Raw genomic sequence first — 14,742 nt, 5'->3', positions numbered from 1 at the left:
TCCGGCCCGGGACCACTCCCGGACCGGACCCGGCCGCGCGATCAGCCCCTCGCGCGGCTCGCCTGACCGATCGCCTCCGCCAGTTCCTTCACCGCCCCGTCCTCCGTGGAGTCGGCCAACGTCCGTGCCCGCTTCTCCAGTTCACCGAGGCCGGGCGCGCCGGGCGGAGCGCCGTGGGCCGTGCCGTCGTCGTCCGCAGACTCGCCGCGCAGCGCTTCGGCGAAGTACGCGGCGACGGCTGTCACCTGAAGCCGCGGGTTCGCGTCGCCCCAGAGCCGGGAGTCCACCGCGCTCGCGCCGACCGAGCCCGACCGCTCGCGCGGCGCCCGGGTCTCGGGATCCAGCCAGCGCACCGTCGCCTTCGCCACCTCGCCGCTCGCGCCGGGCCGCAGCTTGACGGCGTACAGCGCCGTCACGGTGTGCCCCGGCCCGACCTCGCCGCCGTCGACGCCGTCGTCCCGGAAGTCCTCGTCCGCGACGGCCCTGTTCTCGTAGCCGATCAGCCGGAACCGCTCGACCGCGTCGCTGTCGAACGCCACCTGCGCCTTGGCGTCCCTGGCGCGCAGTTCGACGTTCATGGGGAGCTGGTCGACGAAGATCTTCCGGGCCTGCTTCCGGTCGGAGACGTACGTCGTGTGTCCGTCGCCCTTGTCGGCCAGTCGTTCCATCAGGGCGTCGCCGTAGTCGCTTCCGACACCGACGCCGAAGAGGGTGATGCCGTGTTCGGTACGCGCGTCCGCGATGCGTTCGAGGATCGCGTCCGCCTGCGTCTCGCCGGTGTTGGCCAGCGCGTCCGACAGCAGGACGACCCGGTTGGTCGCGCCGCTCCTGAGGCCGTCGACGGCCTCCTCGTAGCCGGTCTCGACGCCTGCCCCGAGATTGGTCGAGGCGGCCGGTTCCAGCTCCTCGATCACGTCGTGGATCCGGGAGCGGTTGTCGCCGACACGGGTCATCGGCAGCCTGCTCTCGGCGGCGGCGCTGAAGGTGACCAGGGCGATCGAGTCGTCGCCGCGCAGTTCGTCCGTAAGGATGCCGAGTGATTCCTTGACGAGGTCGAGGCGGCCTCGCTCGGCCATGGAGCCCGAGATGTCGATCACGAACGTGAGTGCGGCCGGGGGGCGTTCACCCCCGTGGTCGGCCTGGCGGGTGGCGAGGCCGACGCGCAGGAGGGACCAGTCGTCGTCCGCACCCGGCGCCACGGCGCCGTCCACCGCGACGGAGAAGCCGTCGCCCTCGGGGCGTTCGTAGTCCTGGCGGAAGCTGTTGACGAACTCCTCGGGCCGTACGGTTCCGGGATCCGGCAGCCGTCCGTCGCCGAGAGTGCGGAGCGCGTATCCGTAGGAGGCGGTGTCCACGTCCAGTGCGAAGGTCGACAGGTAGTCCGGCTCCGGCGCGAACTCACCCTCCGGTTCTCTGTCCTGCCGTTTCTGTTCGCCGTCCCGCTGTCCCTCGCCCTGTTCGACGCCTGCGGCCCCCGACCCCGCGGACCCGGAGCCCGACCCGCCGCCGAACGCGCTTCCGCGATCCGGCCCGTCGGCCTTCTGGCTCGCTTCGCGCGTGCCGTGGCCCGAGCAGCCGGTGAGCAGCAGGCCGCCCGCCAGCAACGCGACCACCGCACCTCGACACGCCCTCGCGTGGAGCCTCGTCCTCGCGTGGCGCTTCCCGCTCGCGTGGAGCTTCGTCACGGTCCCCCCTGGAATCGTTCTCGGCACTTGTGTATGTGACGTTCGAGACGGTCGCCGGGACCGGCACGGGAGGTTGCGGATGAATCTCAATGCGGCAACGGGCCAGGAGAGTTGTCCGCCACCGTCCGCCGATTCCGCCGTCTTCGCGTGAAGTCGAGTGCCAACCGGTGCCGTTGATGCGTGAGTCGGCTCCTTTGGCATGGAGTCGCCACTCTCTGAACTGCACTTGTCACAGTGTGCAGTCTCGTGAGTACATGGAGTTGCGTACGGCTCCGAGGGGATGGCGGGGGTGGTCAGCCGTGACACATGTTCCAGGCTCCGTACTCAGCAGGTCGGCGCTACCGAGAAGCACACTGCGGGGGGACGCGGTGGAGACTCTCCGACCGGCGGGCCGGCCGGTCCGTGGCACCCATCAGGTGGCCGCCACCCTGGCGGCGCTCGTCCGTTCCGCGCGTCACGAACTGCTGACGTTCGACGATCCGGGCAATTCCCTCGGGAAGGGCCTGCCGTTGCCGTTCGTGGAGTTCGCCACCGCGTGCGTACGCGCGGTCGCGGAACGGGCGGACCCCGAGGCGCGACCGGGGACGCGAACGGGCACCGCCACCGGCACGGCCGCGGGCCCTGGAGCGGGGGCCGACGCCGGGACCGCTCCCCTGCCCGCGGTTCCGCTCACGGTCCGCCGGATCGTGCCGCGCCGGAGCCTGGCGGCTCTGCCGTACGAGCTGCGCGCCCTCGCCCGGGGAGCACGGATGACGGAGTCGATCCCGTTCAAGATGGTCCTCGTGGACCGTACGACGGCCGCTCTCCCCCTCGACCTGGATCTCCACTTCAACGGGCTGCTGTTGGTCCAGGATCCTGTCGTCGTCGGGGCCCTGGTCCGTATCCATCAGCACTGGTGGGACAGCGGCGAGGAGTTTCCCGTCAAGGGGGACCCGCCGGAGGGTGCGCCGTGGGACCCGGCGACGGGCCCGGCACCGGGCGCCACGCAGACCGGCACCGGCACCCCGGCCGGTCCTGGGGCAGGCGCCCTCCCCCATCACTTACGTCCCGTACTCGAAGCCCTGTTGTGCGGGCTCACCGACGAGGCGGCGGCGGCGCGCCTCGGCATGTCGCCCCGCACCTACAGCAGACGGGTCGGCGAGCTGCTCACCGCCCTCGGCACGACGAGCCGCTTCCGCGCGGGGGCGGAAGCGGCTCGTCGGGGCTGGCTGTGAACACCGTCAGGGGCTCAACTCACGATGTCCTTGCGGGAGAAGTTCCTGAACGCGAGCGCGAAGAGCACCAGGGCGTACGTCACCGAGATCGCCGAGCCCTTCAGCATGCCGCTCCACTCCAACTGGGGCTGGAGCGCGTCCGCCCAGGCGAACTGCCAGTGCGCGGGCAGGAAGTCGCGCCAGCTCCCCAGCGCGGTGACCTGGTCCAGCACGCTGCCGATGATCGTCAGCCCGACCGCGCCGCCGACCGCGCCGAGTGGGGCGTCGGTCTTCGTGGAGAGCCAGAAGGCGAGCCCGGCCGTGACCAGTTGGGAGACGAAGATGAACGCGACCACGAGCGCCAGCCTCGGCACGGTGTCGCCCGTTCCGAGGGACCCTCCGGTGGGCAGCTCCAGCGGCCCCCACCCGTACGCGGCCGTGCCCGCCACCAGCCCCACGACCGGCAGCAGCACCATCGCCGCCAGGCTCATGGAGAGCGCCACCGCCAGCTTGCTCCACAGCAGCCGGGCGCGCGGCACCGGCGCGGCGAGCAGATAGCGCAGGGAGGCCCAGCTCGCCTCGGAGGCCACGGTGTCCCCGCAGAACAGCGCGACGGGCACGACCAGCAGGAAGCCCGCCGAGACGAAGAGGCAGACGGCGGCGAAGTTGGCACCGGACGAGGTCGCGGTGTCCATCAGGTTCAGCCGGCTGCCGCCCCCGCCACCGTCCTCGTCGGCGCCCGGCGTCCCGCCGATGGCGAAGGCCACGATCAGTACGAAGGGCAGGATCGCGAGCACCCCGCCCATCGCCATCGTCCGCCTGCGCTTGAGCTGTCGTACGAGTTCGACCCGGAGCGGGAGGGTGCGGCCCGCCCGGTAGCCCGGAGCCGATTCGGTCAGCGCGCTCATGCGGAGGCTCCTGAGATGAGGGTGAGAAAGGCGTCCTCCAGGCGGCGGTGCGGTCCGACGCCGGTCAGCGCCACGTCCATCCGGACGAGTTCGGTGACCAGGGTGTTGGTGCTGGCCCCGTCGAGCCGTACGAGCAGCCCCTCGTCCGTACGGATCGCGGATCCGATCCCGGCCAGCGCGGCGATCTTGTCGACGACCGGCTCGGGTACCTGTCCGGCGGTGGTGACGAGCACGGTGTCGCCGGAGCCGGTGATCTCGGCGACGGGACCGGCCTGGACGAGCCGGCCCCGGTCCATGACCACCAGGTGCGTACAGGTCTGTTCGACCTCGGAGAGGAGATGGCTGGAGACGATGACGGTCCGGCCGTTGGCCGCGTAGCGGATCATCACGTCGCGCATCTCGCGGATCTGCGGCGGGTCGAGGCCGTTGGTCGGCTCGTCCAGGATGAGGAGATCCGGCAGACCGAGCATGGCCTGCGCGATCGCGAGTCGCTGCCGCATGCCCTGCGAGTAGGTGCGCACCGCGCGGGCGAGGGCGTCACCGAGTCCGGCGATCTCCAGGGCCTCTTCGATGTGCGAGTCCTCGGCGGGGCGGCCGGTGGCCCGCCAGTACAGCTCCAGGTTGTCCCGCCCGGACAGGTGCGGCAGGAAGCCGGCGCCCTCGACGAAGGCCCCGACGTGGGACAGGACCGGTGCGCCGGGCCTGATGGCGTGCCCGAAGACCCTGATGTCTCCGGCGTCGGGGGTGATGAGGCCCATCAGCATCCGCAGGGTCGTGGTCTTGCCCGCGCCGTTCGGGCCGAGGAGCCCGAGCACCTGCCCCTTCTCGACGCGGAAGGAGAGGTCCCGTACGGCATAGCGGTCGGCGGACTTGGCGTAGCGCTTCGACAGGTCACTGATCTGGAGGGGGACGTCGGCCAGTTCCGGATCGGGCGCCGGTGCGCTGACGCGACGGCGCGCGGTGAGCAGCAGCGCGGCGGCGATCAGCACGCCCGCCAACGGCAGGCCCCAGACCCACCAGGCGAGGGTCGGCGCGGCAGTGCTGAGGGCCGGCGCCGTCGGTACGGACAGGTCGCCGTCCAGCGTGACGGTGTACGTGGCGGGGGCGGCGGGTGAGGCGTAGGCGAGGTCGGTCGCGGCGAGGACGACGCGCAGCCGGTGCCCGGCCTCCATCTTGTGGTCGATGGCCGGCAGTGTCAGTTCGACGGTCCTGCCGTCGCCCGCCTTGACGCCTTCGACGCGGATCGGGGAGACGAGTTGTGAGGGCAGTACTTGTCGGCCGCCGTCGGGCCCGACGTCGTAGACCTTGCCGAAGAGCACGGCGTCGTCGGTGTCGGCCTTGACCGTGACCCGGACGGTCGGTGAGCCAGTGACCTGGAGCGACCGGTCGAGCGGCCGCGAGTCGAAGCGGGCGAACTGGCCGGGGAAGTCGAGGGCGAGGCCCATGCCGAACGAGGACAGCTGGGACAGTCCGCCGCCGAGACCCGGCACCGTGGAGATGGCGGGCGGGCTCGCGCCGGCGGGGTTGTCGAACGACTGCGCGCGGCCGGACAGCGGGACGTTCGTTATGCCGCTGCGCAGCCCCGGATAGTTGTCGCTGCTCGCCCCCCTCAACAGCGCCTGGCCGTCGGTGGAGTCCACGCCGCCGGTCCGGCTGACGCGGAACGCGGGCCCGGTGTCGGCGCCGGTGTCCTTCTTGAGGTAGTGGTCGAACCAGGAGGAGATACGGCTCTCGATGCGGCCGGTCTCGGCGGTTCCGCCGTCGTGGCCGCCGGCCATCCAGTCCACGGCGACGGGCGCGCCGTTGGCCTTGATCGTCTTCGCCATGGCGTCGGACTGGCCGAGCGGGAAGAGGGAGTCGGTCTGGCCCTGGATGATCAGCGAGGGCACCTTGATGCGGTCGCCGATCGCGGACGGGCTGCGCTCCGCGAGGAGTTCACCGGCCGCCGCGTCGGGCTTCCCGGCGACGGCGACACGGTCGTACATCTCGCAGAGTTGCTTCTCGAAGGTGTCGCAGCCACCGCCGGTGGAGAAGAAGATCCCGGCCCAGAGCTTCTTGAAGACGCCGTCGGGGAAGAGCGAGTCGGCGAGATTCCAGTAGGTGATCACGGGCGCGATCGCGTCGACGCGCGGGTCGTAGCCCGCGCCGAGCAACGAGATGGCTCCTCCGTAGGAGGCTCCGCTCATGCCGACGCGCGGGTCGCCGTCGGCGTCGAGCTGGACCTCGGGGCGCTCGGCGAGCCAGTCGATCATCCGGGAGACGTCTTTGACCTCGTAGGCGGGGTCGTTGAGTCCGATCGTGCCGGTGGACTCGCCGAAACCCCGTGCCGACCAGGTCAGCACGGCATATCCGTCACGCGCGAGCTTCTCGGCCTGGGCCCGTACGTCGTTCTTGCTGCCGCCGAAGCCGTGGCCGAGCATGACGGCGGGCCTGCGCTTGTCGCCGCCGTCATTGCCGTCACCGGCGGTGAAGTACGAGGTGTCGATCCTTGCGCCGGGCATCTCCATCGTCTGGTCGGCTCGGTGCACGGTGGGCGCGCTGTCCGAGGCGACGGCGGTCCACGTGCCGGCGCCGACGAGCACGGCGGCCGCGGCCACACCCGTGAGCCATCGTTTGCGCAGCCGTGGCCGTCGGGGGGTTGGGATCTCCATGCTTGAACCCTAAACGGCCCCGCTCGCCACCCGCGCTGACACCGGTCGGAACTCGGGGGCCTCCTTGAGGAGTACGCGGTAGCGTCGCCGTACACCAGCCGTGGTACGGCGAGCGGCCCCCGACGCGGTGCGCGAGGAGAGACGAGCGAGATGACCGGCATGGAGATCCGGCGAGCGACGACGGTCGGCGAACTCGTCGCCGCCCAGCATCTGTACGACAACCCGGCCCGGCCGGAGTGGGCGGAGCGCTTCCTCGCCGCGCCGGGTCATCTGCTGCTGATCGCCTACGTCGAAGGAGCCCCGGCCGGATTCGTCTCCGGCATCGAGATGCTCCATCCCGACAAAGGCGTCGAAATGTTCCTGTACGAGCTGTCCGTGGACGAGCCGTACCGTCGGCGGGGCATCGGGCGGGCGCTGACCGAGGCCCTCGCGGGGATCGCGCGTGAGCGCGGCTGCTACGACATGTGGGTGGGAGTGGACACCGACAACGAACCGGCGCTGGCGACCTACCGCGCGGCCGGGGCGCGTGACGAGGGTCGCTTCGCCATGCTGACCTGGGAGTTCCCGAGCTCCTAGACCCTGTTCAGGGGCGCTCCGCGGTGACGAGCCACAGGCGGCTGGTCAGCCGTACGCCCCTCCGCGTCTCAAAGGCGTGGAACGCTTCCGTGGCGGCGTCGTGGGCGCGCGTACGGGTCCGCTCGTCGGCATCGGCCAGGGCCAGCCAGTGTTGGAGGGGACCCCATCCCATCAGGAACGCGGAGGCGTCGGAGGCGTCCTTGCCCCAGTGCTGGGCCAGCGCCAGGGCACGCAGACCGATTCCCTTGAAGCCGGCCTCGCTCAGCACGCGCTCGGTGTGTGCGGGGTCCGCGAAGGAGGCGGGCTGGTGCTTGCTGTCCTCGGTGAGGGCGGGGAGCGTGACCTGGGTGCCGATCGCCGCGAAGATCACCGCCTGGTCCATGAGGCTGAACGACTGCGGGCAGACGAAGGCGAGCCGCCCACCGGGCCGTAACGCCCGTCCGATGTTGCGGAACGCGGCGGCGGGATCGGCGAAGAACATCACCCCGAAACGGCTCACGGCGAGGTCGAAGACCCCCTCCTCGAAGTCGTGCACCTGTGCGTCGCCCTGCACGAACGTGACGTCCTCGACCTCCTCGGCCACGGCGGACTCCCGGGCCCGCGCCAGCATCGGGGCCGACAGATCGATCCCGACGGCCCGAGCCCCACGCCTCGCGGCGAGCCGGGTGACCCGTCCGTTCCCACACCCGATGTCGAGAAGCCGGTCACCCGCCTTTATGCCCGCCGCCTCCAACAGCGGGGCATTGGCGGCATCGTTCAGATGGTCGTACCGATCCTGGTGTTCCGCCCAGTGCCTGCCCTCGTAGCCGTTCCACGCTTCGGCCTGGGCTGAATTCACCATGTCCGTCATGCCTTCCATACTGCCGCTCCTCCCGTCTTGCGCGCATAGCATGGCGAGAACTCGACGCGTTCGGCGCGCCTGTTTCGCGACGGGAGTCCGGGAGTCGTGGAGCGCTCAGTCGGTCGCCCGCGTACGCTCGCGAGCCAGCAGGATCCGGCGGGTCGCGGGATCGACCTCGGCGATCCGCACGGTGAGCCGGTCGCCGACCCGGGCGGCGTCCCGGGTGGCGTCCCCGACCGGTTCGGGCTCGGGCAGCAACCCCTCGAATCCGTCGGCCCGTTCCTCGAGACGGACGAAGACACCGAAGGGTTCGATCCGTGTGACGGGACCGGTGACGACCTCGCCCACACGGCCGGCGAGCCGCGGCAGCGGATCCTCCTGAAGTGCCTTGAGCGACAGCGACACCCGTTCACCGACCCGGTCGACGTCCAGGATCAGGGCGGTGACCTCCTGCCCGACGGTCAGGACGTCGGCGGGGTGATCGATGCTCCGCCAGGACACCTCGGGGATGTTGATGATCGCGGTGAACCCGCCGATGTCCACGAAGGTGACGCCGAAGTCGGCGATCACGGTGACGGTGCCGGTGACGACCTGCCCCCGGCGCAGCGTCTTGAGGAAGGCCCAGTCGCGGTCGCCGCGGGTCGGCTCGGTCCGCCAACGGGCCCGGAGGACGCCGTCGCTGTCGGGCAGGACTGCGGTGAACAGCGGGTGGCATTCGTCGACATCCATCGGCAGGACGGTCGCGGCACGGGCGCCGGAGACGAGCGCGGCCAGCTCCGCGGACTCGCCCACGTCGGCGACGACGCCGGTGACCCGGGCCTCGTCGTCCTCCCGGACGAGTTCGACCAGCCCTTCCTCCGGAAGGGCGGCGAGGACGGCATCGGTGTCGGTGGAGAGCCCCGGCCAGACCGTCAGCCGGGCACGCGGGGCGAGCCGGGCGCGCACCGAGGCGAGCGTGGAGCCGACACCGGCGCCGGGGCCGTCGCGGAGCAGATGCCAGCGGCTGCCGTTGTCGACGTGGGTCTCCTCCAGCAGCCCGGCCCACCGCGCCGCCACACCCCAGGACAGCCGCTCCCAGAAGAGGTTGTCGGCCGGCCGCTGCTCGCCGGGCTCGTCGTAGTCCGCGTCGTACGGCGAGACGTCCACCGGCTCGGCGAAGAGCCCCAGCGCGGCCGTGCGGGCCACGGCGGCCTCACAGGGCACGTCGCTGCTCACGTAGACGTACAGGTCCCACCCGACGTGCACGGCGAACGTCCCCTCGGTCTCCAGCCGGCACCATGCTCCGTCGCCTCTGAGCATGACGCGCACCAGCTCAAGACCGACCGGAACCGGCACTTCCGCCCCGTCGTGAAACCCGGTCAGGTCTCGCGGGAAGATCCCCACCAGCCCGTGCCCGTCGACCGGGGGCTCCGGCCCGAAGTGTGCGATGCCGGGCCCGATCTGAGGTTCGCGGACGGACAGCGCCCGCACACCGGTCTCCTCGGCGAACGCGGACACCGCCTCCAAGTACGAGGCCTCGACGGGCCCGTGATCGCTGATCGCCTCTTCCGCCCCGACGTACACGCCGCACTCGTCGCGGTCGGCGGGGTCGTACTTGGTCAGGCGGTAGACATGGGGAAGTGCGGACCGGGCGTATACGTCAGCCCCTTCGGGGCTGGCGCCGCTCACGGGCAGAGGCGACGCAGCAGCTCGCCCTCCGCCTCGGCCGGATAGGGCGTCTCGACGGGCAGCAGCGCTTGCGCGGCGGCCAGTTCGCCGCCCCTGACCAGCCCGTGAATCCGCCGCGCAAGCGGCGTCACGTCCCGGACGGAGACGATCCAATCGTCGGCGTACCGCCGCGCCGCCTCCCCCGCCAGCCCGAGCTGAAGCGACCGGTACGACAACGCCTCCAGCCGCACATCACGCTCCGGATCCCACTGGACCCGCGCGGTACTCCGCTTCAACTCCCGCCGCCACACGGCCGGGTCGGCGTGCACCTCGGCGTCGTAGTGCGACAGACAGGCGTGCCGCAGCGCCCACTCGAACCCCTCACGGCTGATCTCGACGGCCAGGACGGTCTCCTGCCCCTCCTTCAGGCCCCAGCCGCAGCGATACATCATCCAGAGGAAGGACGGCTTGATCCATGTCATCCTGTCGCGCTTCCAGGCGTCGGGGAACCGTCCGTCGCGCGCGGCGGGAAGCCCGATCGAGGGTGGGTACGCCTGGTGGACGGTGATCGTCGAGGCGGTGTGGTGCGCGCGGATGCGGTACTTGGGCTCCGGGGGCCGCGGAGTCGGTGTGGTGCGCGGAGTCGTCACTTCTGGCATGGGGACAGCGTGCTGCGGCTCCGTCCGCGTGGCCACCTATTAAGAAGGCGTCGGAGCACTGCGACGGCCCGCACGGAATAGGGGTACCGTGCGGGCCGCCGCGGTCTGGAGCGGGCTCCGGCGCTCAGTGGTTGCGGGGGAAGCCCAGGTCCACGCCCGACGGGGCGTCCGCCGGGTCCGGCCAGCGGGTCGTGACGACCTTGCCGCGCGTGTAGAAGTGCACGCCGTCGTTGCCGTAGATGTGGTGGTCGCCGAAGAGGGAGTCCTTCCAGCCACCGAAGGAGTGGTAGCCCACCGGCACCGGGATCGGGACGTTCACGCCGACCATGCCCGCCTCGATCTCCAGTTGGAAGCGGCGGGCCGCACCGCCGTCGCGGGTGAAGATCGCCGTGCCGTTGCCGAAGGGTGAGGCGTTCATGAGGGCGACGCCGTCCTCGTACGTCTCCGTGCGCAACACGCACAGCACCGGGCCGAAGATCTCGTCGCGGTAGGCGTCGGAGTCGGTCGATACGTGGTCGAGGAGCGACAGGCCGATCCAGTGGCCGTCCTCGTAGCCATCGACGCGCAGGCCGGTGCCGTCCAGGACGACTTCGGCGCCCTGCGCGGCGGCGCCCGTCACGTACGACGCGACCTTGTCGCGGTGGGCGGCCGTGATCAGCGGGCCCATCTCGGAGGCCGGGTCGTTGCCGGGGCCGATCTTGATCTTCTCGGCACGTTCGCGGATCTTCTGTACGAGTTCGTCGCCGATCGCGCCGACCGCGACGACCGCCGAGATCGCCATGCAGCGCTCGCCGGCGGACCCGTAGGCCGCCGAGACGGCCGCGTCGGCCGCCGCGTCCAGGTCGGCGTCCGGGAGGACCAGCATGTGGTTCTTGGCGCCGCCGAGCGCCTGGACGCGCTTGCCGTTGGCGGAGGCGGTCGCGTGGATGTAGCGGGCGATCGGCGTCGAGCCGACGAAGGAGACCGCGGCGACGTCCGGGTGGGCCAGGAGGGAGTCGACGGCCACCTTGTCGCCGTGGACGACGTTGAGCACGCCGTCCGGCAGCCCCGCCTCCGCGGCGAGTTCGGCCAGCAGATTCGCCGCCGAGGGGTCCTTCTCGCTCGGCTTCAGTACGAAGGTGTTGCCGCAGGCGATGGCCAGCGGGAACATCCACATCGGCACCATCGCGGGGAAGTTGAAGGGCGTGATCCCGGCGACGACACCCAGCGACTGCCTGATCGAGGAGACGTCGACCCGGTGGGAGACCTGCGTCGACAACTCGCCCTTGAGCTGCGTGGTGATCCCGCAGGCCAGCTCGACGATCTCCAGCCCGCGCGCGACCTCCCCGAGGGCGTCGGAGTGGACCTTGCCGTGCTCGGCGGTGATCAGCGCGGCGATCTCGTCCCGGTGCGCGTCGAGCAGTGCGCGGTAGCTGAACAGGACGCCGGTGCGCGTGGAGAGGGAGGAGGTGCCCCAGGTGCCGTACGCGGCCTTCGCCGCCGTGACGGCCGCGTCCACCTCCTCCGGCGAGGCGAGCGCGACCTGGGTGGTGACCGCGCCGGTCGCCGGGTCGGTGACCGGGCCCCAGTTGCCCGACGTGCCCTCGACGGTCTTGCCACCGATCCAGTGGTTGACGGTCTTCATTACGTGCTCCTTCGGGTCCATCGGCGCGGGCGGCGCGCCCTGGGGGCGGGGTCGGAAAGACGGTGCCGTGTGTCAGAGGTGGCGGCGGCGGGCCGCGGCCTTCCGGTCGTACTCCTCGCGTGCTGTGACCGCGGACGCGCGGGTCGCCGTCTCGGCCACGGGAACATCCCACCACGCCTGGGCGGGAGGCGCGCCCGACACAGTGTCTGCCGTTTCGGTCTCCGCGTAGACACATGTGGGGACGTCTGACTCACGCGCGACGGCAAGCGCTTCGCGCAGGTCACGGATGGTTTTGGCGCGGATGACACGCATCCCCAGCGAGGCCGCGTTGGCGGCGAGGTCGACGGGGAGCGGGTCGCCCGTGTACGTGGGCGAGCCGACCGTGTCGGCCTCCCGATAGCGGTACGCCGTACCGAACCGCTCCGCGCCGACGGACTCCGAGAGGCCGCCGATCGACGCGTAGCCGTGGTTCTGGAGGATCACCAGCTTCAATGGGAGGCGTTCCTGGACTGCGGTGACGATCTCGGTGGGATTCATCAGGTACGTACCGTCGCCGACCAGCGCCCAGACGGGCCGCCCGGGGTCGGCGAGCATCACGCCGATGGCGGCCGGGATCTCGTAACCCATGCACGAGTAGCCGTACTCGACGTGGTACTGATCGCGGGAGCGGGACCGCCACAGCTTGTGGAGGTCGCCGGGAAGCGATCCCGCCGCGTTGATCACGATGTCCTCGTCGGTGACGAGCGCGTCGAGGAGGCCGAGGACCTGCGGCTGGTTGGGCCGCAGGAGGTCTTCGGAGGTGTCGAACGCGGCGTCGACACGGTGCTCCCAGCGCTCCTTGTCGTCGGCGTACTCGGTGGCGTAGGCCGCGTCGACGCGGTGGCCCGTGAGGGCCGTGGTGAGTTCCTCCAGGGCGGTGCGGGCGTCGGCGACCAGGGGCGCGGCGGCGAGCTTGTGTGCGTCGAAGCCGGTGACGTTGATGTTGAGGAAGCGGACCGCCGGGTTCGAGAAGAGCGTCGCCGATGCCGTGGAGAAGTCGGACCAGCGGGTGCCGACGCCGATCACCAGGTCGGCGGTGCGGGCCAGTTCGTCGGCGGTGGCGGTGCCGGTGTGGCCGATGCCGCCGACGTCCGCCGGGTGGTCGTGGCGCAGGGAGCCCTTGCCTGCCTGGGTGGAGGCGACGGGGATGCCGGTCACCGTCGCGAAAGCGGCCAGCGCGTCCTCGGCCGCGCTGTGGTGGACGCCGCCGCCCGCGACGAGGAGCGGACGGCGGGCCGCGCGGACGGCCTCTGCGGCGTCGGAGAGTTCGTACGGATCGGGGCCCTGCCTGCGGACCCGCCAGACGCGCTCGGCGAAGAACTCCTCCGGCCAGTCGTACGCCTCCGCCTGGACGTCCTGGGGCAGGGCGAGGGTCACCGCGCCCGTCTCGGCGGGGTCGGTGAGGACCCGCATGGCGGCGAGCGCGGCCGGGACGAGCGCCTCGGGCCGCGAGACGCGGTCGAAGTACTTCGACACGGGGCGCAGCGCGTCGTTGACGGAGACGTCGCCCGCGTGGGGCACTTCGAGCTGCTGGAGGACGGGGTCGGCGGGGTGCGTGGCGAAGATGTCGCCGGGGAGCAGCAGTACGGGCAGCCGGTTGATGGTGGCGAGGGCGGCGCCCGTGACGAGGTTGGTGGCGCCGGGGCCGATGGACGTGGTCACGGCGTGGGTGGCGAGGCGGTTGCTCTGCCGGGCGTAACCGACGGCGGCGTGGACCATGGCCTGTTCGCTGCGGCCCTGGAAGTACGGCATCTCCGGGCCGGCTTGGACGAGTGCCTGGCCGATGCCCGCCACGTTCCCGTGGCCGAAGATGCCCCAGGTGGCGTCGATCAGCCGACGGCGGTTGCCGTCACGTTCGGTGTACTGGCGGGACAGGAAGGCGATCAGTGCCTGGGCCACGGTGAGGCGGCGCGTACTCATCGGTGGGTCTCCTTGTCCTCGTCCTCATAAGGAGGTTGGCTCGGCGGCCCCTGTGACGGCGGCGGCCCGGGCGCTTCGTACATCGGCAGTCGGGGATCGACCGCCTGGCCGGGCCAGGTGTCGCGGATCCAGCCGTGGTCGGGGTGGTCGCGGATCAGCCACTGTCTGGTCGCTCCCGGTCCGGCCATCACGTTGAGGTAGTACATGGCGCGTCCGGGGGCGGCGATGGACGGGCCGTGCCAGCCGTCGGGGATGAGGACGGTGTCGCCGGTGCGGACCTCGGCGAGGACGTCGGTACCGCCGGGCCTGGAGGGCGAGACGCGGTGGTAGCCGAGGCCGCCGTCCTCGATCTCGAAGTAGTAGATCTCCTCCAGTTCGGACTCGACGCCGGGGTGGTTCTCGTCGTGCTTGTGCGGCGGGTACGACGACCAGTTGCCGCCGGGCGTGAGGACTTCGACGGCGATCAGCCGGTCGCAGTCGAACGTGTCGGCGGCGGCGAAGTTGTTGACCTGGCGGGAGCAGTTGCCGCTGCCCCGCAATTCGACCGGAACCTCCGGTGCGGAGCCGTAGCGAGCGGGGAGTCTTCGCTCGCACTTCGCTCCTGCCAGGGCGAAGCGGCCCCCCGCACCGGAGGCGATCTGGGCGTGGGCGTCACGCGGAACGTACGCGAAGTCCGTGACGGAGCTGAACACGCTTTCTCTGCCCAGCAGTTCAAAGATCTCGCCTTGCGTGTGCACCGTACAACCGCCGTTGAGCGGAAGCACGATCCATTCGCTGTCCCCGCTGTCCAGCGTGTGTGTACCGCCGGGCGGCAGGTCGAGGACGCGCAGGGCGCTGTGCAGCCAGCCGGCCCGCCTCGGCTCGATGTCGAGCGCGTACGGTCCGCTCGCCGTGCTGCCCGCGCGCACGTGCCGTTCCAGGAATTCACCGTCGGAGCCCGTGTCGGTGTCGGTGTCCGTCGTCATGGTCGTTCCGTATCCCTCCGCGCGTCTGCCTACT

11 protein-coding genes are annotated in these 14,742 nt (G+C 71.2%); 2 read left to right on the top strand and 9 right to left on the bottom strand.

From position 1 onward, the window contains the following. Positions 1 to 41: 41 nt before the first annotated feature. Positions 42 to 1,613, bottom strand: coding sequence for a vWA domain-containing protein (locus P3L51_RS10975; RefSeq protein WP_354604937.1), 1,572 nt, complete (start codon positions 1,611 to 1,613; stop codon positions 42 to 44). Positions 1,614 to 2,053: 440 nt separating this feature from the next. Between P3L51_RS10975 and P3L51_RS10970 the strand changes: the two genes are divergently transcribed. After that, a complete protein-coding gene (locus tag P3L51_RS10970; RefSeq protein ID WP_354604936.1) occupies positions 2,054 to 2,899 on the top strand; it encodes a DNA-binding response regulator in 846 nt (281 codons plus the stop codon). Positions 2,900 to 2,913: 14 nt separating this feature from the next. Here P3L51_RS10970 and P3L51_RS10965 read toward each other — a convergent pair whose 3' ends face one another. Continuing rightward, the gene (locus P3L51_RS10965; protein WP_354604935.1) at positions 2,914 to 3,786 is read right to left on the bottom strand and encodes an ABC transporter permease; all 873 of its coding nucleotides are present in this window, start codon (positions 3,784 to 3,786) and stop codon (positions 2,914 to 2,916) included. After that, a complete protein-coding gene (locus P3L51_RS10960) occupies positions 3,783 to 6,437 on the bottom strand; it encodes an alpha/beta fold hydrolase (RefSeq protein WP_354604934.1) in 2,655 nt (884 codons plus the stop codon). The genes P3L51_RS10965 and P3L51_RS10960 overlap by 4 nt, the downstream gene beginning before the upstream one ends. A 159-nt stretch (positions 6,438 to 6,596) precedes the next feature. Between P3L51_RS10960 and P3L51_RS10955 the strand changes: the two genes are divergently transcribed. Then, positions 6,597 to 7,013, top strand: a complete 417-nt coding sequence (locus P3L51_RS10955) for a GNAT family N-acetyltransferase (protein ID WP_354604954.1) — start codon at positions 6,597 to 6,599, stop codon at positions 7,011 to 7,013. A gap of 7 nt (positions 7,014 to 7,020) precedes the next feature. Here the strand turns inward: P3L51_RS10955 and P3L51_RS10950 are convergent, their stop codons facing one another. The 6 genes from P3L51_RS10950 to iolB all read right to left on the bottom strand — a co-directional run bounded on the left by P3L51_RS10950 (position 7,021) and on the right by iolB (position 14,708). Next, entirely contained in the window at positions 7,021 to 7,872 is an 852-nt protein-coding gene (locus P3L51_RS10950; protein ID WP_354604933.1) for a class I SAM-dependent methyltransferase, read from the bottom strand. A gap of 96 nt (positions 7,873 to 7,968) precedes the next feature. Then, entirely contained in the window at positions 7,969 to 9,522 is a 1,554-nt protein-coding gene (locus P3L51_RS10945; protein WP_354604932.1) for a S1 RNA-binding domain-containing protein, read from the bottom strand. Continuing rightward, entirely contained in the window at positions 9,519 to 10,160 is a 642-nt protein-coding gene (locus tag P3L51_RS10940) for a DUF4291 domain-containing protein (protein WP_354604931.1), read from the bottom strand. The genes P3L51_RS10945 and P3L51_RS10940 overlap by 4 nt, the downstream gene beginning before the upstream one ends. A 124-nt stretch (positions 10,161 to 10,284) precedes the next feature. Continuing rightward, on the bottom strand, positions 10,285 to 11,784 hold the full coding sequence (gene mmsA, locus P3L51_RS10935; protein ID WP_354604930.1) for a CoA-acylating methylmalonate-semialdehyde dehydrogenase: 1,500 nt from the start codon (positions 11,782 to 11,784) through the stop codon (positions 10,285 to 10,287). Positions 11,785 to 11,856: 72 nt separating this feature from the next. Beyond that, a complete protein-coding gene (gene iolD / locus P3L51_RS10930) occupies positions 11,857 to 13,743 on the bottom strand; it encodes a 3D-(3,5/4)-trihydroxycyclohexane-1,2-dione acylhydrolase (decyclizing) (RefSeq protein WP_354604929.1) in 1,887 nt (628 codons plus the stop codon). After that, positions 13,740 to 14,708 carry a 5-deoxy-glucuronate isomerase gene (iolB, locus tag P3L51_RS10925; protein WP_354604928.1) on the bottom strand — a complete coding sequence of 323 codons (969 nt, stop codon included), beginning with the start codon at positions 14,706 to 14,708 and terminating at the stop codon, positions 13,740 to 13,742. Before iolB ends, iolD begins: the two co-directional genes overlap by 4 nt. Positions 14,709 to 14,742 lie beyond the last annotated feature (34 nt).

It is taken from the genome of Streptomyces panacea (assembly GCF_040560175.1).
Taxonomy (GTDB): Bacteria; Actinomycetota; Actinomycetes; order Streptomycetales; family Streptomycetaceae; genus Streptomyces; species Streptomyces panacea.
The sequence above is the reverse complement of the archived record's forward strand: the minus strand, read 5'-3'. Positions and strand labels throughout refer to the sequence as shown.